We start from the raw sequence: 15,703 nt of genomic DNA, 5'->3' as shown, positions 1-15,703 counted from the left end.
AAGCGTTCAAAAGAACAAGAAGGGCGTCATTTATTTGCGTTATTGAACCACGAAACCACGAAAAGGCTCGAATTCCACGAAATTTTCGAATCACGGATAGCGCGGATTTTTTTGGATTCCACGGAAAAGACCTTTCATGGCGCGATTCCTCTTTTACTTTTTGTTGCGCGTAACATGAGTTATTAATTCAAAATGAATCGTAAATTATTTCCTTTTTACCATAAAATCAAAATAAGGAATATGAAAGCCGTAAAAGAAAAGAGAGGCATGTTTTCATGCCCCTCTTTCCATTCGATCTTTTGCCGGTTGTTCAAGCGCGATTATTGAAACAACGACCAATCGGTGATTTCAGTAGCTTGAGGACCGGGAGCAAATAAGCCGAAGATATGTCCGATAGACAATCCTGGCTCGATGAAACTGGCTTCGAGGTTGCAGTCGAGAATCGAATCGACTTGTTCGACGACGTTGCCATTCTTCTCGAACCAGACAACGATGTTCCAGGCGTAGGAGCCGCCGCTGGTGATTATCAGGTCGAGCGTTTGGTCTCCATCGATGTCGGCGTAGCAAACGCCTTCTGCGCCGTGACCGGGAGCGCCTACCCATAACTCTTTCAGATTAGTCGCCCATTGGGTTGGTCCTAAGCGTTCGATCCATTGAATGGCGGCTTTGGCGGGGCTGTCGCCGTAGAACATGTTGCCGATGATGAAATCCATATCGCCGTCGCCGTCGAAATCGCAGACCGTCAATCCCGCCACGCCGCCCAATCCGGGATGCGACGCCCCCCAGTTCAATTTTCGCGACCAAGCGAGTTTCTTGTCGCCTTTGGCGGTGAGCGTTCCATCCGCATTGACCGTGTAAGCCTGATCGTAGATTTCGCACATCAGGCTTTTGGGACCCGCCTCATCGTTGTCTTCGGTCCAGGCGATATGCAATTCGTCCCCATCGTAATAAATATCTACGCCCAATGGACTGATATCGGCGACAGTGCTGAAGAGAGGCGGCTGAACGGATTCCCATTCCCCATTGGCGTTCAGGCGGCGGTGTTGGAATTCGGTTCCCGTACTGGGGAAATGACTGTCGCCTTGGGAAACGGAGAAGATGCCGCTCCAATCGCTTCGGCCTTTCAGAACGATCATGTCCATTCCCATATCGAAAACATTGGCGCTCCACTGTTCGCCCTGCACTTCCGGCGTCATAAAATGTTCTTTTTCAAGCGACCAGGCGGAATCGGCCTTGCTGTAGGTCCATTTGTAAACCCAATATTCCGTGTCGATATTGAAATCGTCCCAAGCTGTGGTCCAAAGGGTTAAACCATCTTTGACTGCGTTTTGGCAGATTCCCATGCTGGCGAAGCAGCAGAAAACCGCCGTTAGGCAATATGTTTTTACTTTCATTGTTCAATCCTTTCCTTTCGCGGAATCATCTAGTGGTTCAAGCATCGATTATGATTGAGAAACCAATGAAGAATACAATCGTAAATCTTGAAAAATGTAAATAAATCATTCTGGATGAACATACGATGAAAAAATGGCTTTCGTGAACTTATTTCGTTTTGGACTCCCCTGCTGTTTCGCCTTGGTTGAACGAGCCGAGTTCTCTAAACAACCTCCTTTCCACCGATATTTTTATGAGGATAGATTTCGGTATAGGGTAATCATAGAGAGAATCGAGAAATCTTGTCTATAAGGAAAATCCACTGATTTTCAAAGAAAAATCCCCTGGTTTGTTAAAGAGAGGCCAGGGGATTGGGAGGAATTAGTCATCGAGAGAGGTCAATCCTTCTCGAATGGCGAATTTCGTAAGTTTGGCGACAGAGCGAATGTTCAACTTGTCCATGAGATTTTGCCGGTGGCCATCGATCGTTTTTTCGCTTACACCCATCGAGGCGGCGATTTCCTTAGTCGAATAACCTTCCGCGATCTTCTGCAATACTTCGCGTTCGCGGGGAGTGAGACCGTCCACGCCATCCCCTTCTTGCCGGCAGAGACGGTTGACATATTCGTTCACAACAATATTGGTGATGCCGGGACTCAGATAGATTTTACCGTTGATGACGCATTGGATGGCCGCCGCGACTTCCGTTACGGCTCGGTTCTTCAAAAGATAACCCCATACGCCCGCTTTCAAGGCGCGTTCGACGAACCGTTTGTCGGCGTGCATGGAGAGAATGATAATCTTACTATCGGGATTTTTACGCAATATTTGTTGGGCGGCTTCGATCCCGTTGAGTTTGGGCATGCTGATATCCATGAATATCACGTCCGCTTTGGCGTCCAAAGCGAGTTCGACCGCCTGTTGTCCATCCATCGCTTCCGCGACGATTTCCAATCCCGGAACATTTTCCAGGGCGCGGCGGATTCCTTCAATCACGATGGCATGATCGTCGGCGAGAAGTATGCGGGTAGATTTCATCTTCACACTATGTTTCTTTTGGTCAAGGATGAACGGCAAACCATCATTATTCTTGAAAATAAATTCCATGCAACCAGGAAAATCCCCTGATTTGCGATGGATTATTACTTGAAAAAGTAGGATGGGTCGCGTTTTTTGACCCATCGATAATAATGAATGGAATCATTGATGGGTCAAACGGCGCGACCCATCCTACAATTTTAAATGTTTTCTTAAGAGCGCCGGCTGGAAATCTCTTGGCTGCATGGCATCGTCAAAACGATCCGCGTTCCTTTTCCGCGCGCCGAATCGCATTCGAAGGATCCCCCCAGATATTCGATGCGTTCGCGGATGCTGAATAGCCCGAAGCTGTGCCGATGAAGCGCGGAGGAATGAAGTTCGCTAAAGTTAAAGCCAGTTCCATGATCTTCGACGCAAAGGCTGACGCATTCCGGTTTGGACTGAATGGCTACTTTCGCGCAAAGGGCGCCGGAGTGTTTGAGGACGTTGAACAAGAGTTCCCGGACGGAGCGGAACAGAACGCCGCGGGCGTCTTCGCTGACGGTTTTAGGAAGTCCGTCGTCTTCCAATTCGATTTTCATGCCGTAGTGTTTTTCCATTTCTTCGATGAGCCATTCGAGGGCGGGTTCCAATCCCAATTCGTACAAAACGGGCGGGCTGATCTCGAAGGTCAAGGAACGGGCGTCGAGAATCGTCTGTTCCAATAGTGCCAAGGTTTGGTCGAAAATCCGGACGGATTGGGGATCGAGCGAATCTCTTTTGATCGTTTCAATCTGCATTTGGCAGGCGGCCAGGCCGTGGCCGATCCGGTCGTGCAGTTCTTCGGCGATCTGACGGCGGTCGCGTTCTTCGATCAAGGACATTTCCGAAGCGAAGGATTGGAGCTGTTGTTGATAGGAAAGCAGTTTCTTCTGCGCGTTCAAAAGATCGGCGGTGCGCTTGGTCACCAATTGTTCCAGGTTGATATGGCGGGAAATCGCATAGCCTACCGCCGAGAGCGTAATAACGCTGCCGGTGAATAGCAACAGCAAAAATATCGGCTCCTGATACCAGCGGCGGAGAACTTCGAATTGAAAAAGAGCGGGCGAAGCGGATTCGTTCCAATTCCGATCCATCGCCTTTACTTCAAAATGATGCGCGCCGGGAGATAAATGGGAGTAATTGGCGACGGCGTCTTCCGCAAAGGGCGACCATGGGCCGTTATCGATGCGATGGGAATAGAGCAATCGATTTTGCGGGGTGTATTTCCATTTGTCGATTCCGGAAAAAACGAATTTCGCCACGGCGCCGGGGGCGATTTCGTCCGCATTGACGTTGGGATCGATCAATACTTTGGGCGGATCGGGATCGGCTTCCGGGTGATAGAGATTCAGCCCGCGCGATGTCGCAGCCCAAAGTCTTCCTTGGCTGTCTTCAAATACTTTGAAGATGCAAAAGGATGATAATCCCTCCAGTTCGGAATTTTGGATCCACGAATTATGTTCGTAGCGGTAGATGCCATTCCATGTGGCGATCCAAATGGAGCCGTCCCGGCTGCGAATCATGGAGGGAACGCCATCCAGACCCGTGCGGATGACGGACCATTTTTCTCCATCGTATTCGTAGATGCCGTTGCGGTCGGAAAACCATAATTTGCGTTCGCCGTAAGGAAATATGCACATCACGGAATCGCCGGGATATTCGCCTCCCATAGTTTTATAGGTCCCATTGCGATAGACGCCGATTTTTTCGTCCGCCATACCGCCCAACCAAATCGCGCCATCTTGGTCTTCGTAGATGTATCGCAGTTGTTCGAGGTTCCATCGATCGCCCAGATCGGCGAAAGGCCGGAAGGAATCGCCGTCGTAGATTTCAAGGCTGTAAACGAATCGCTGGCGAGTGGAGGTTTTATCTTCGGCTTGAATCCAGATCGATCCATCTTTGCGAGGGAAAATCAGGCTAATTTTCTTGCCTTGCGGATGATTCACGACGCGAAACTGTTCCGTTTCGGGATCGAAGAGAAGCAGGACGGAGTTCGTATTGCGAATGGCGAGTTGACCGTTTTTGAGATAAGCGACGCCGTTGGGTTCCCATTGATAGGCGCTGAAACCGTCTGGCAAGGGATAGATTTTCCATTCTTGATTTTGCAAGCGCAACAGTTTATTGAACGTCGTAAACCATAATCTTCCTTGGGCGTCTACACACATGGCGGCGATATGTTCGTTTAAATTGGCGATGGTTTCGGGCGTTCTCCAGGCCGCCAGGGCAAAGCGGGCGATGCCCGGCGAGAGACTGATCCAAAAGGAATGGTTGGATTCGTAAGTAACTGGCGAGCCGCTTTCCAGGATGGGCAATTGGATGCTGGTCAAGGAAGGGAGTTGGATGTTCGTTTCATGGATTTCGTTGGGCTGGAAGGTCAGATAATCCAAAAAGGGATAATATTCGTCGGATTTCCAAAGCCAAAATCCATTATCCCTTCCCGGCCATCCTGCGAAGATATTTCGATCGGCGACGAATTTGATGCGCCATGCCGTATTGTCGAATTGCATCAAAACGCGCTTGTTGAAATGCGCCGATTGCGCCGAACCGTAGATTTGCCCGTTCTCGTCTTCGACGAGAAAATCGAGGTTGGAAACTTCGTATTCCGGCGGGAAAGGATAATCCGTCCAGGACGCTTCCAGGGAAGAGCGGCGATTTTTCAACATCCATCGCGCCATGCCTTGGCGCCCGGCGATAAGAACATCCCCATCCTTGGCGGTGAAGATGTTGGCGAATCGCAGCAGTTTCGTTTCGGCGGCGGATCGAATCGTATAGGTTTGATTGTGAATGGCGTCGAATTCGGCGAGCCGGTCGGGGAAACAAAGAAACACGCGGTCTTTCTCGACGGACAGAATTTTTACTTGCGTGGAATCGAAGCCATCCAGCGGATAAGCAATCCATTTTCCTTCCAGGAACAGTTTTAAGCCGGACGAATCGAACGACCAAAGCTGATTCTCCTGGCTTTCGAAGAGGGTTCGCCAAATGCCCGGCGAGGGAATTTTACTTACGGCGTAACCGTCGAGACAACTGATTTGATTGACGGATCCGTGGCGAATCCATATTTTCCCGTCATGGCCGACCTGGCATAAACCGCAGGTTTCCCGCAGTCCGTCCGCCGTCGTCCAATACCGCCAATGACCGTTCGGCTGCGTTTGGATTTTGAGAATCGTTGGAGAAAGGAATTGGCTGCCGGTAATGGGAACGCCGCCGCAGAAGCCATGAAAGAACGCCGCATCGGTTGTTTCCGCGGGCGGCTGGACGGTATAGGAAAGAACCAGCGAACCGATCTTGCCGCTTAGAGACCATATCAAAGTCTCTTTTTGCAGAAGGCCGCCGTGATTGATTTGACTCGCCGTCCACTTTGGGGGCAAATTTTCGGCGATCGTTAAATTACGATCTTGATCGGAAGGGCTTTGAATCGTCAACGTTACTTGGATGGGTTTTCCCAGCGAATATTCGTTGGACGAAAAAGAACGAACGGCGAGAATGGAATCCGGCGCGGCATTAACGGCGCTATTGGGAGATTGCGCCGAACATGGGAGAATAAACGCAAGGATGGGAATGAGAATCCTCAAGACCGAAATCGGTAACATCATCGAGCGCTTCATAACGAACGGTCTGTTCCATTCCTCGTTGTCTTTTTCAATTGATTTCAATAGTGCTTTGTTGAAAAAGCGCCCTCACCCTAACCCTCTCCCAGTGGGCGAGGGAACAATTTCCAATAAAATTAAGTACTAGGAGGAAGACTAATACGCCATTATGGATTATCGATCCTAACATAGAGTTTTTGAGATTACAATAGAACGCAGGAAACGGAAAAGACAGAGGAGACGATCATGAGATATATATTATCCATACTAGGCGGGATTTGTTTATTCATGAATATTTCTTCGGCGATGGGCGCAGAACCGTATAATGGAGGCCAAACCAACGATCCTATCCAAACCGGCGTTTTTCGATGGATTGCCAGCCCGCCGTTGGCTTCGCCCGCCGACCGCCTCTCCGATCCATGCTTTTCCGTGAAAGATCCGACCGTGGTTTATTACGAGGGCGCCTGGCATTTGTTCTGCACCATCCGCAGCCAAAAACGCACGCATCAGATTGAATATTCAACCTTCAAGGATTGGAATTGCGCTAATGAAGCCAGCCGGCATATTCTCTCCGTTACGAACGGTTATTTCTGCGCTCCTCAAGTTTTTTACTTTACCCCGCAGAAAAAGTGGTATCTGATTTATCAAACCGCCGACGCTTCCCGCAAGCCCGCTCTTCAACCTGCTTGTTCCACAACCGGCGACATCGCCGATCCCGCATCCTGGAGCAAGCCTACGCTGCTCTTTCGAAGCCAGCCGGACAATATAAAAGCCTGGATCGATTTTTGGGTCATTTGCGACGACGCCAAGGCTCATCTCTTTTTCACCTCGCTGGACGGGCGTCTCTGGCGCTCGGACGCCCTGCTGTCGGACTTTCCCCACGGTTGGAGCCAACCGGAGATTGTTCTCCAGGCCGACATTTTCGAAGCCGGACATATCTATTCCTTAAAGGGGCGCAATCAATATTTTGCGTTGATCGAAGATCAAAAGGGCAGCCGCCGCTATTACAAAGCCTATCTTTCCAAGACGCTGGATGGCGAATGGGCGCCCTTGGCGGATGCCTGGGATAAGCCTTTCGCCTCGCTCGCCAATGTCTCCGATAAGGACGGTCATTGGACGGATTCCTTCAGCCACGGCGAATTATTGCGCAGCGGCTGCGATCAAAAATTAGAGGCCGATCCCGGACAACTGCGTTTTCTTTTCCAAGGCGTCAGCGATGCGGCGATGGCGGGGAAGAAATATGGAGAGATTCCTTGGCGGCTGGGGATTCTGGAACCTGCCAAATGATAAATAGGTCTTCAAATATTGAATGAACCTGATATTGTTATGCCCATAATGGGCATCTGTCATTGGTGGAGATGATAACATGAAATTGCCTATCGCACAAAAAGGATTTACGTTGATTGAGTTGCTGATCGTAGTGGCGATTATCGGAGTCTTAGCCGCTATCGCCGTCCCCAATTTTTTGAATGCTCAAATCAGAGCCAAAATTGCGAAAGCCGTATCGGAACTCAATACGTTTACGGTGGCGAACGAGATGTACCGAACGGATAATGGAAATTATTATCCTCATACGAACGGACATTTTGCTTGGCAAAATAAATATCTAACCACGCCGATCGCTTACGTAAGCGCCGTGCCCAAGGATCCCTTTCAAGACAAACTGCGGCCAACGGACGCTATCGCTTCGCTTACGTTTTACGAATACCACAAAGATCCTATTTGGAACGAGGTTTACAAGCAAATGGGATTTTCCACGGGCGAGTTGGACTACCGAACGAGACATTTGCAAAGCCCGGAAAATATCAAGCGCATCGAAGCGGGGCGTCCCTTTGCATACGAGTTGTGGAGTCTTGGCCCCAATTACCAATTGGATTTTCCTTCGGGGCATTTTGTTTACTACGAGATGAGCAACGGCGTCGGCAGCGTGGGAGATATCGTTTGGATTAGACCGTGAATAGTTATACTTGGCAGGATTGATAATAGTATTATTACATTCGTATCCCCAAACTCTCCTCCAGCTGCTGACGTTTGTAGAGGCGGGCGTAGAGTCCTTCCGACGCGATGAGTTCTTCGTGTTTTCCTTCTTCGACGATTTGGCCTTCCTCCAGCACGATGATATGGTCAGCGCGCTTCACCGTTGAAATGCGATGGCTGATGATGATGGCGGTCGATTGGCGGATGGCGCTTTTCATGCCGCCGAGGATCGCTTCTTCCGTATCCGCATCCACCGCCGAAAGGCAGTCGTCGAGAATGAGGATGGGGCGTTCGAGAATCAGCGCTCGGGCGATGCCCGTGCGCTGCTTTTGGCCGCCAGATAATGTGATGCCGCGTTCGCCGATGAGCGTGTCGAGGCCGTCAGGAAAAGAGTCGAAATCGCGGGTGAGTTGGGCGCGTTCGGCGGCGCCGGCGATCTCTTCTTCCGGCGTTTTTTCCGGTTCGGATTCGCCGAAGAGAATATTGGCGCGGATGGAATCCGAAAAGAGAAATACCTCCTGCGAAACATAACCGATGGATCGGCGCAACGTCATCAATGGAATGTCGTTGATGTCTCTCCCATCGAAGAAGATCGTTCCCCGAGGAATTTTGTAAAGATGCAGCAGCAGATTGACGATGGTGGTTTTTCCGCAGCCGGTTGGACCGACGATGGCGAGAGTTTCGCCGGGACGGACATGGAAGGAAAAGTCTTTTAGCGCTGGGAGACGATTTTCTTCGTAGGCGAAGGTCAAGTCGCGAACTTCGATATCTCCTAGCAGAATTTCACTCGCATCTTCCGTTTCGGGAATTTCGATCTCCGGCTGAACGCATAGAACCGACAGGATGCGCCGCCAGGAAGCCGCTCCGCGATGGATGACGTTGATGATCCAGCCCAGCGCCACGATCGGCCACATCAACAATTGATAATAGATCGTGAACTGAATAAGGTCGCCCAGCGTTAGGCCGCCGTCGATCACCCGATAGCCGCCAAACCAAAGTATTACGACGACTCCCGCATTTCCGATGAAACGGGTGAAGGGAAACAGCAATCCCCGCAATTTGATCTGGTCGATATTGTAATCCACAAAGCGGTTATTCAATCGGCGGAAGCGTTCGTATTCCGCTTCCTCCTGGCAATAGGCTTTAATAACGCGGATGCCGTTGAAATTTTCCTGCACCTGGGCGCTCATGTCCGAGTAGACTTCCTGGGCTTGCCGGTAGGCTTTATGCAGCTGGCGAGTATTCAGATTGACGAAAATCAAGAGGATGGCGATCAGGATCAACAAGATGACGGAAAGTTTTGCGTCCACCGAGAACATCGAATAAAGGGCCAACGCCGTTACGACGACCGTCTGCCCCGGATACATGATTCCCGGCCCTATCAATAATCGAACCTGCTCTATGTCGCTGGCGAAGCGGGTGACGAGATCGCCCGTCTTTATGGAATGATAGAAGCGCGGCGTCAGGCGGGAGATATGCGAGAAGAGATCGTTGCGCATGCGCTCTTCGATGAAGCGGGATGCGCCGATGATGGCCCATCGAGCGTAGAAGAGCAACACCGCCGCGCCGGCCGCCAAGGCCAAAATCCACAGGCAGGAATGAAATAATTCTTCCCGCAAGCCGTTTTTTCCCAGGCTGTCGATAATCCGCTTAACCCAGGCGGGAATCAGAATAAGGACGTAACTGTAAAGGATTAACGCGAGCAGGCCGAGAACATTTTGTCTGGCTACAGGCCGCAAATATGCGAGCAATGTCCTCATGGGACTATGCGGCGAACGGGAAAACGCAGGATTCATAGTATATGGGAAGATATTCGATAATAAATCCGTTTCGGCAACGATCTTACTTTAGGTATTGTATTTCGGCGAGCCGGAAAGGATACCTGCGGACGGCGATTTTTTTCGGGCAGCTTTGAGGAATCGAGATAGAGTAAGGCTAGCTGGCGTTTTCCGGCAAGCCCATCAAACGCCGAAGCATTTTGAAGTGAGTGTGATGGCCTAGGCCAATCAACATGTCGCCTTCGCCGATTATATAATTGGAGGGCGGATTGATAAGGAAATCTCCTTGGTTGGGCCGAATGCCGATAATCATGACTTCCGTCTCCGATTTGATATGGGTTTCTTTCAACATTTTCCCCATCATAGGATTGCCCGATTCGATGAGAATCTCTTCCAGCAGCAAAGGTTCGCGGTCGCCGGGAACCAGCAAGGTTTGATCGAGAAAATCCACAATAGCCGGACGCAACGCCATAGCCGCCATGCGGGCGCCGCCGATGCGCGAGGGCATGACTACGCGGTTGGCGCCGGCGCGCATCAGTTTTTTCTGCGAGCCGTCCTGTTGTCCCCGCGCAATCACGAAGAGTTTGGGATTCAGCACCTTGGCCGTGAGGATGGTGAAGACGTTGGCGGCGTCGTCGGGAATGCAGGCGATGAGTCCGTAAGCCAATTCGATCTGAGCGTCTTTGAGCACTTGGTCTTCCGTGGCGTCGCCGACGACGAATAGTTCGTCGTCGCGAAGCGTATTTTCCAAAATCTCCCGATGGCGGTCGACGACGACGAATCTATGGATTTTCGATTCGCGGAGCCGTTGCACAACCTCCATCCCTACGCGGCCCAGGCCGCAGATGATGTAATGATTCTTCAGCGCTTTGATGTCTTTCTCCATTTTCTTCACCCGCACCGCTTCGGTCAGATGTCCTTCAACGATAAACGCCAAGGCGTTGGCTCCCGCCCAGGCGATGGTTACGACTGCGATGATGGCGAAAAAGACGGTGAAGACTCGCCCCCATCCGGTTTTGGGGACGAAATCCCCATACCCCGTCGTCGTCGCCGTTATGATCGACCAATAAACCGCATCGAGAAAACTATGAGGGCTGTCCCCTTTCCGTCCCTCTTCGACGCGGCCGCTTTCCGCGCTCTTTTCCAGAAAATAGAATCCCGTTGCGCCGATCGAGATGACGACGAAGACCAGCGCTAGCGAGAATTTAAAAGTTTGCAGGGAGGAAAGAGGCCTGTTTTTACGAAACATGGAAGCGTTGTTTTCCGCCGGATGCCGTTTTCTTGGTAATTGATTATCCTATTCGCCGATCATTCATTAAGTACTCGGCGGACTTAGAAGGCGTCGGTGGTCCAATACAGCCAACGCCGTTGAGACGCCAATTCTTGAATTCGACGGTCGAATTTATGAGCGCCGATGTCTTTCCACATGACGTAATTATGTTCGCTTTCGTTTTCGATTAAATCCCTTGCATCGAGAAAAAGGCCGAAATCGGGATTGTGACGGAAAAAACCTCGCAAGGAAAGGCAGTTCGTCTCTTCCGCTTTGCGAGCCATCGTTCCCAACAATTGCGTTAACGTCTCCTCGTCCGGATTCGAGAAGCCGTATTCCGAGATGGTCAAGATCGGTTTCTTTTCATTGTACTGCATGGCGTAAAAATACGCCGCCGGTTTTCCATCTCGTTCGATGACGGTGGGAATGTGGCCCATCCAAATCGAACGCGCCCGCCAATAATCTGGCGTGCGGCGCATGAGGCCGGAAATCCGCGCATGATTCTTGCCGTAAATTTCTTGCAGATAGAGGTAATCGTTTTCGCGAAGCGAGCGATGCCGGATCGGTTTTGGAATATAGCGCAGGATTTTTTTCACCGGGATATTCTGTTCGTACTGATTCACCGTTTTCCATCCCAGGCGTTCATAGAAGGGATGGATGGAGGTATAGAGCATCGATCCGCCCATCCCTTCTTCTTCCATTAAATCCATACCATAGCGCAGCAGCGCCGTAGGATAGCCTTTGCCTCGGCATTCGGGACGCGATCCAACGCTGCCCACGCCGCCGATGCGAACCGAAACGCCGTCGATATAAATCGAACGGTCGAAGATTTGGATGTGAGCAAGATAACGCTTGCCTTTAACGACGGCCAAGCTGAATTTCGTTTGACGCCAAGGGTCTTGCAGCGTGAGAGTGGAAAAAAGCGTGCGCGGCGTATTGGGAAAGGCCGTTTCCAGCACGTCCAATACGTTATGAAACTCTTCCGGCGGAACCGGAACGATGCGTTCGCCTTCAGGCAAAAGGGGTGGAGTAACGGATCGAATTTTCAATTTCGTTTCATGGTTATTAAAGCGAATCGGCGTAAAACGTTTGATAGGATTGATAATGAGGATTGGCCAGCAATCCTTGTTTCCGGCTGGTCGTCAACGTTAACTTTTCGGTCTCTTGGCGGATGGCTTCCGGACTGAGGTTCTCGAATTGCATATCCCACCAGACGCCCCTTTTCAAGGACGCGGGACGCTGGTTTTCATCCAATAGTTTCGCGAGCGCTTCCAGCGTTCCTTCCGCCAAGCCGTCCACGCGGTCGCAGACAAGAACGGAAGCGTCAACGCAGGACGGAAATGAATAGGGGCCGGATTCTTCTATTGGCTGTTCGGATTCCTCCATGCGCCAGATATGCTTATTGGGATTGGCGAAAAAGGCGGTTTTTTGAACGATGGTTTCGGCGATTTGTCTGGCTTGCTGGGGCGATCGTCCGGGAAAAGACATCTCCCAGAAATCGGATCGGCGCACCGATTTTAAGTGGACGGCGTTCAACCGGGTTTGCATTGTTTGCTGCGCCGTCCGGGCGACGTTGTCTGTAATTTTTAATGCAACGAAAAGATAGATGTAACTCATGATAAGTCAAGAATTTTATCTTATGTTCTCCGCTTCGGGAAGTCCTTCATCGTAATTAATGTAAAGATTGAACGAAAGTAATGACTTTATATTTTATTCATTTGTTTTGGGGTTGACATTCTTGATGGGAGGCCGATAGACTTCATAGTAGAGTAGTTCCAGTCCATTTAACAGATTTCTTTTTGAGTTTGAGGGTTAGGAATCCATCGCCTTTTTCCCGGCGAATGCGCATCCACGTCGTTGAGGATTTTTTTTTCGTATTCGGCTGGGAAAAATAGCTGTAATGGATTTCCAAAAATAAAGGGGATGTAAATGTATCTGTCGATTTCCTCCTATACCTGGCTTCCTTCCTCGTTCCTTGGCAAACTCTCCTTATTGCAAGAGTATGGGATCGAGTCGGTCGAAATTTTTTGCACGAAAAGGCATCTCGACATCGGCGATCCCGAGGAAATACAAAAAGCGGGAATGGCGATTCGGGAATTGGGTTTCCGCAGAATATCCATGCACGCTCCCAGCGGCGTCGGCGATCTCTCCAGCCCGGACGAGCAGGAGCGGGAAGAGACCGTTTTCGCCTGCCAGAAGGCGTTGGACGCCGCCTTATTGATGGGGGCTTCCTTGATTACTTTTCACCCCAGCAGCATCGAGAGCGAAAAGTATCAAACGGAAGAGCGCTGGAATTCGCTATGGGAGACCTTGCGCGACATCAGCGGCTACGCCGAGGATCGAGACGTGCGCATCGCCATCGAAAATTTTCCCAGCGCTTATTTCGGCGGCGACGCTCTCAATCTCTATCGCAGTCTGACGGAATTGGATTTGCCCAATGTCGGCATGTGCCTGGATATCGGACGCGCTTTTGCGGGAGGCAACCTATCCGCCGTTTTGGAAGAGTTCGGCGAAAAAATCTTTTCCATCCATGCGAACGACAACCGGGGGCGCGCCGACGAACATTTGATCCCCGGCGAAGGCGATGTGCCGTGGGATGTAGTTTTCCACCGATTGCGCCAATGCGATTATCGCGGTCCCTTCGTCGTAGAAGTGCGCGATGAACGGCCTACGGTGGAAATTTTGCAAAACGTCGTCGATTTCACCGAACGCATGGGATTAAGCGGAGTCGGCCAATTGTCTCGTTGAGCGGATCCTCCCCTTCGTTTTCTTTTCATGACGAAGCCTTGATGCGCCAGGCTCTGGAACTGGCTCATCGCGGCCGTTTCACCGCCTCTCCCAATCCCCGCGTCGGCTGCGTCATCGCCCAATTCGATTCTCCCCAATCCAAACCGCGCATCATTGGCGAAGGCTATCACCTGCGTAAAGGGATGCCCCACGCCGAGCGTGAAGCGCTTTCCGTCTGCTGCGAAGATCCTCGCGGCGCTGTAATGTATGTTACGCTGGAACCTTGCTGCCACTATGGCGCTACTCCGCCGTGTACGGACGCCATTCTGGAAGCGGGCGTCCGCCGCGTCATCGCCGCCGTCCTCGATCCTTTTCCCGCCGTGAGCGGTATGGGGATTGCAATTCTTCGGGAAAAAGGAGTGATGGCCGATGTGGGATTATTGGAAGAGGAAGCCCGTTACGAGAACCGCTTTTTCTTTCATCGCCATGAAAAAGGCCTGCCCTGGGTTGTTTTAAAAGCCGCCGCCTCTCTGGATGGAAAATTATGCACGGCGCCGGGTAATTCCCGATGGATTACCGGCGAGGCCGCCCGCGCTCATGTTCATGAGATGCGCGCCGAAATGGACACTATTCTGGTTGGGATCGGGACTATCGAGAAGGACGATCCTTCTTTAACCGCCAGACCGGAAGGGATAACGCGGGGAGAATTCAATCCGCCCATCCGGATTGTCTTGGATTCCACTCTGAGAATTCGTCCGCAAGCGCGCTTATTCCAAACAATAAATGAAGCGCCCGTTTGGATTTTTTGTCTAGAAATCGCATCCGCTGGGAAGAGAAGGGAATTGGAACAGCTGGGAGCGCGAATATTCGTAACGCCAGGCAAGGAAGGGGCGCTCGATCCTGCGGGAGTTTTATCCCTCCTGGCGCAGGAGAATATTTTGAGCGTTTATATCGAGGGCGGACCGCGCATCCATACCTCATTTTTGGAAGCGCGGCTAGCAAATGAATTGGCGATCTATATCGCCCCCAAGCTGATCGGCGGCGCTGGCGCGCCAACGTTTTATGAAGGCCGTGGCGCGGCTACAATGAAGGAAGCGCCGCTATTGCGAAGAATCGAGCGGCGATTCTTGGGCGATGACGTCTTGATCCAGGGGATCGTCGATTGGAAGGAATGATTCATGTTTACCGGCATTGTGCGCGAAGTAGGAAAATTGGCGGAAGTCGTTCAGCTTGGCGAATCCGCCAGACTGCGCATCTCCGCCCCGATGACCGCGCCGGAGTCCAACCTGGGCGATAGCATATGCGTCAATGGAGTTTGCTTGACAGTCGCCGCGTTGGATGAGGAATGCTTCTGGGCCGATCTTTCCTGCGAGACGTTGACGCGCACAACTTTCGCCAACGCGAAAGCGGGCGCCCTGCTGAATATTGAACCTTCCCTGCGTCCTACGGATAAAATGGGTGGACATATTGTCGCTGGTCATGTTGATGCGGTCGGCGCCATCGAATCCTTGAGCGTGGAAGGAAGGCTTTGGTTTCGTTTTCCCAACCGCCTGGCTCCTTATATCGCCGAGAAGGGATCGATCTGCATCGAGGGGATCAGTTTGACGGTTACGGAAGCGGGTGAAGACCGCGCCGGAGCCGCGCTTATCCCCCATACCATCCAAAACACCAACCTGCGCGCGAAAAAACCGGGAGACCCCATTAATATCGAAATCGATATTCTTGCCCGCTACATCCAAAGGCTGCTATCGATGGGCGCCGTCGAACTTGGTTCTGGATTGACAGCCGAAAAGCTGCGGCAATACGGTTTTTGAGAAGCGGTAATTTTCTCTGGATAGTATTTCGCAATCCAAGAAAACTGCGGGATTTATGTTCAAAATCAATTCAATCCCATTACTCTTTGCGAGTTTCAAGGATAAGATTAATATGAT

12 protein-coding genes are annotated in these 15,703 nt (G+C 51.1%); 5 read left to right on the top strand and 7 right to left on the bottom strand.

The annotated features are described in order from the left end of the window. Positions 1-320: 320 nt before the first annotated feature. The 3 genes from AB1656_03350 to AB1656_03340 all read right to left on the bottom strand — a co-directional run bounded on the left by AB1656_03350 (position 321) and on the right by AB1656_03340 (position 6,026). The gene (locus tag AB1656_03350) at positions 321-1,394 is read right to left on the bottom strand and encodes an FG-GAP-like repeat-containing protein (protein MEW6234401.1); all 1,074 of its coding nucleotides are present in this window, start codon (positions 1,392-1,394) and stop codon (positions 321-323) included. Between the two features lie 361 nt (positions 1,395-1,755). After that, positions 1,756-2,412 (bottom strand): response regulator transcription factor, encoded by a 657-nt coding sequence (locus AB1656_03345; protein MEW6234400.1) that lies wholly within the window; start codon positions 2,410-2,412, stop codon positions 1,756-1,758. Between the two features lie 212 nt (positions 2,413-2,624). Further along, positions 2,625-6,026 (bottom strand): ATP-binding protein, encoded by a 3,402-nt coding sequence (locus tag AB1656_03340; GenBank protein ID MEW6234399.1) that lies wholly within the window; start codon positions 6,024-6,026, stop codon positions 2,625-2,627. Positions 6,027-6,266: 240 nt separating this feature from the next. Between AB1656_03340 and AB1656_03335 the strand changes: the two genes are divergently transcribed. Together AB1656_03335 and AB1656_03330 are read left to right on the top strand one after the other, a co-directional pair. After that, positions 6,267-7,307, top strand: a complete 1,041-nt coding sequence (locus AB1656_03335) for a non-reducing end alpha-L-arabinofuranosidase family hydrolase (protein ID MEW6234398.1) — start codon at positions 6,267-6,269, stop codon at positions 7,305-7,307. Positions 7,308-7,386: 79 nt separating this feature from the next. Continuing rightward, complete coding sequence (locus AB1656_03330) at positions 7,387-7,977, top strand: prepilin-type N-terminal cleavage/methylation domain-containing protein (protein ID MEW6234397.1); 591 nt, start codon at positions 7,387-7,389, stop codon at positions 7,975-7,977. A 34-nt stretch (positions 7,978-8,011) separates the two neighbouring features. Here AB1656_03330 and AB1656_03325 read toward each other — a convergent pair whose 3' ends face one another. The 4 genes from AB1656_03325 to AB1656_03310 form a co-directional block, all read right to left on the bottom strand. Further along, entirely contained in the window at positions 8,012-9,736 is a 1,725-nt protein-coding gene (locus AB1656_03325; GenBank protein ID MEW6234396.1) for an ABC transporter ATP-binding protein, read from the bottom strand. 196 nt (positions 9,737-9,932) lie between these two features. Next, entirely contained in the window at positions 9,933-11,024 is a 1,092-nt protein-coding gene (locus AB1656_03320; GenBank protein ID MEW6234395.1) for an NAD-binding protein, read from the bottom strand. A gap of 83 nt (positions 11,025-11,107) precedes the next feature. Continuing rightward, positions 11,108-12,094, bottom strand: coding sequence for a GNAT family N-acetyltransferase (locus AB1656_03315; GenBank protein MEW6234394.1), 987 nt, complete (start codon positions 12,092-12,094; stop codon positions 11,108-11,110). Between the two features lie 16 nt (positions 12,095-12,110). Then, the gene (locus tag AB1656_03310) at positions 12,111-12,662 is read right to left on the bottom strand and encodes a hypothetical protein (GenBank protein ID MEW6234393.1); all 552 of its coding nucleotides are present in this window, start codon (positions 12,660-12,662) and stop codon (positions 12,111-12,113) included. A gap of 312 nt (positions 12,663-12,974) precedes the next feature. Here AB1656_03310 and AB1656_03305 point away from each other — a divergent pair, with 312 nt between their 5' ends. From AB1656_03305 to AB1656_03295, 3 genes are read left to right on the top strand one after another with little or no spacing between them, the layout of a single operon-like run. Continuing rightward, positions 12,975-13,793 carry a sugar phosphate isomerase/epimerase family protein gene (locus AB1656_03305; protein MEW6234392.1) on the top strand — a complete coding sequence of 273 codons (819 nt, stop codon included), beginning with the start codon at positions 12,975-12,977 and terminating at the stop codon, positions 13,791-13,793. Positions 13,794-13,834: 41 nt separating this feature from the next. After that, positions 13,835-14,947 (top strand): bifunctional diaminohydroxyphosphoribosylaminopyrimidine deaminase/5-amino-6-(5-phosphoribosylamino)uracil reductase RibD, encoded by a 1,113-nt coding sequence (gene ribD / locus AB1656_03300; GenBank protein ID MEW6234391.1) that lies wholly within the window; start codon positions 13,835-13,837, stop codon positions 14,945-14,947. Between the two features lie 3 nt (positions 14,948-14,950). Further along, complete coding sequence (locus AB1656_03295; protein MEW6234390.1) at positions 14,951-15,586, top strand: riboflavin synthase; 636 nt, start codon at positions 14,951-14,953, stop codon at positions 15,584-15,586. Positions 15,587-15,703 lie beyond the last annotated feature (117 nt).

It is taken from the genome of Candidatus Omnitrophota bacterium (assembly GCA_040755155.1).
Lineage (GTDB): Bacteria > Hinthialibacterota > Hinthialibacteria > Hinthialibacterales > Hinthialibacteraceae > JBFMBP01.
This window is presented reverse-complemented; position numbering and strand designations above follow the sequence as displayed.

What these genes read in the sequence shown, in the direction of transcription:
- AB1656_03305 (MEW6234392.1), top strand. Translation starts at nt 12,975, where the DNA reads ATGTATCTGTCGATTTCCTCCTATACCTGGCTTCCTTCCTCGTTCCTT.
- AB1656_03295 (MEW6234390.1), top strand. Translation starts at nt 14,951, where the DNA reads ATGTTTACCGGCATTGTGCGCGAAGTAGGAAAATTGGCGGAAGTCGTT.
- AB1656_03335 (MEW6234398.1), top strand. Translation starts at nt 6,267, where the DNA reads ATGAGATATATATTATCCATACTAGGCGGGATTTGTTTATTCATGAAT.
- AB1656_03320 (MEW6234395.1), bottom strand. Translation starts at nt 11,024, where the DNA reads ATGTTTCGTAAAAACAGGCCTCTTTCCTCCCTGCAAACTTTTAAATTC.
- ribD (MEW6234391.1), top strand. Translation starts at nt 13,835, where the DNA reads ATGCGCCAGGCTCTGGAACTGGCTCATCGCGGCCGTTTCACCGCCTCT.
- AB1656_03330 (MEW6234397.1), top strand. Translation starts at nt 7,387, where the DNA reads ATGAAATTGCCTATCGCACAAAAAGGATTTACGTTGATTGAGTTGCTG.
- AB1656_03310 (MEW6234393.1), bottom strand. Translation starts at nt 12,662, where the DNA reads ATGAGTTACATCTATCTTTTCGTTGCATTAAAAATTACAGACAACGTC.
- AB1656_03350 (MEW6234401.1), bottom strand. Translation starts at nt 1,394, where the DNA reads ATGAAAGTAAAAACATATTGCCTAACGGCGGTTTTCTGCTGCTTCGCC.
- AB1656_03345 (MEW6234400.1), bottom strand. Translation starts at nt 2,412, where the DNA reads ATGAAATCTACCCGCATACTTCTCGCCGACGATCATGCCATCGTGATT.
- AB1656_03340 (MEW6234399.1), bottom strand. Translation starts at nt 6,026, where the DNA reads ATGATGTTACCGATTTCGGTCTTGAGGATTCTCATTCCCATCCTTGCG.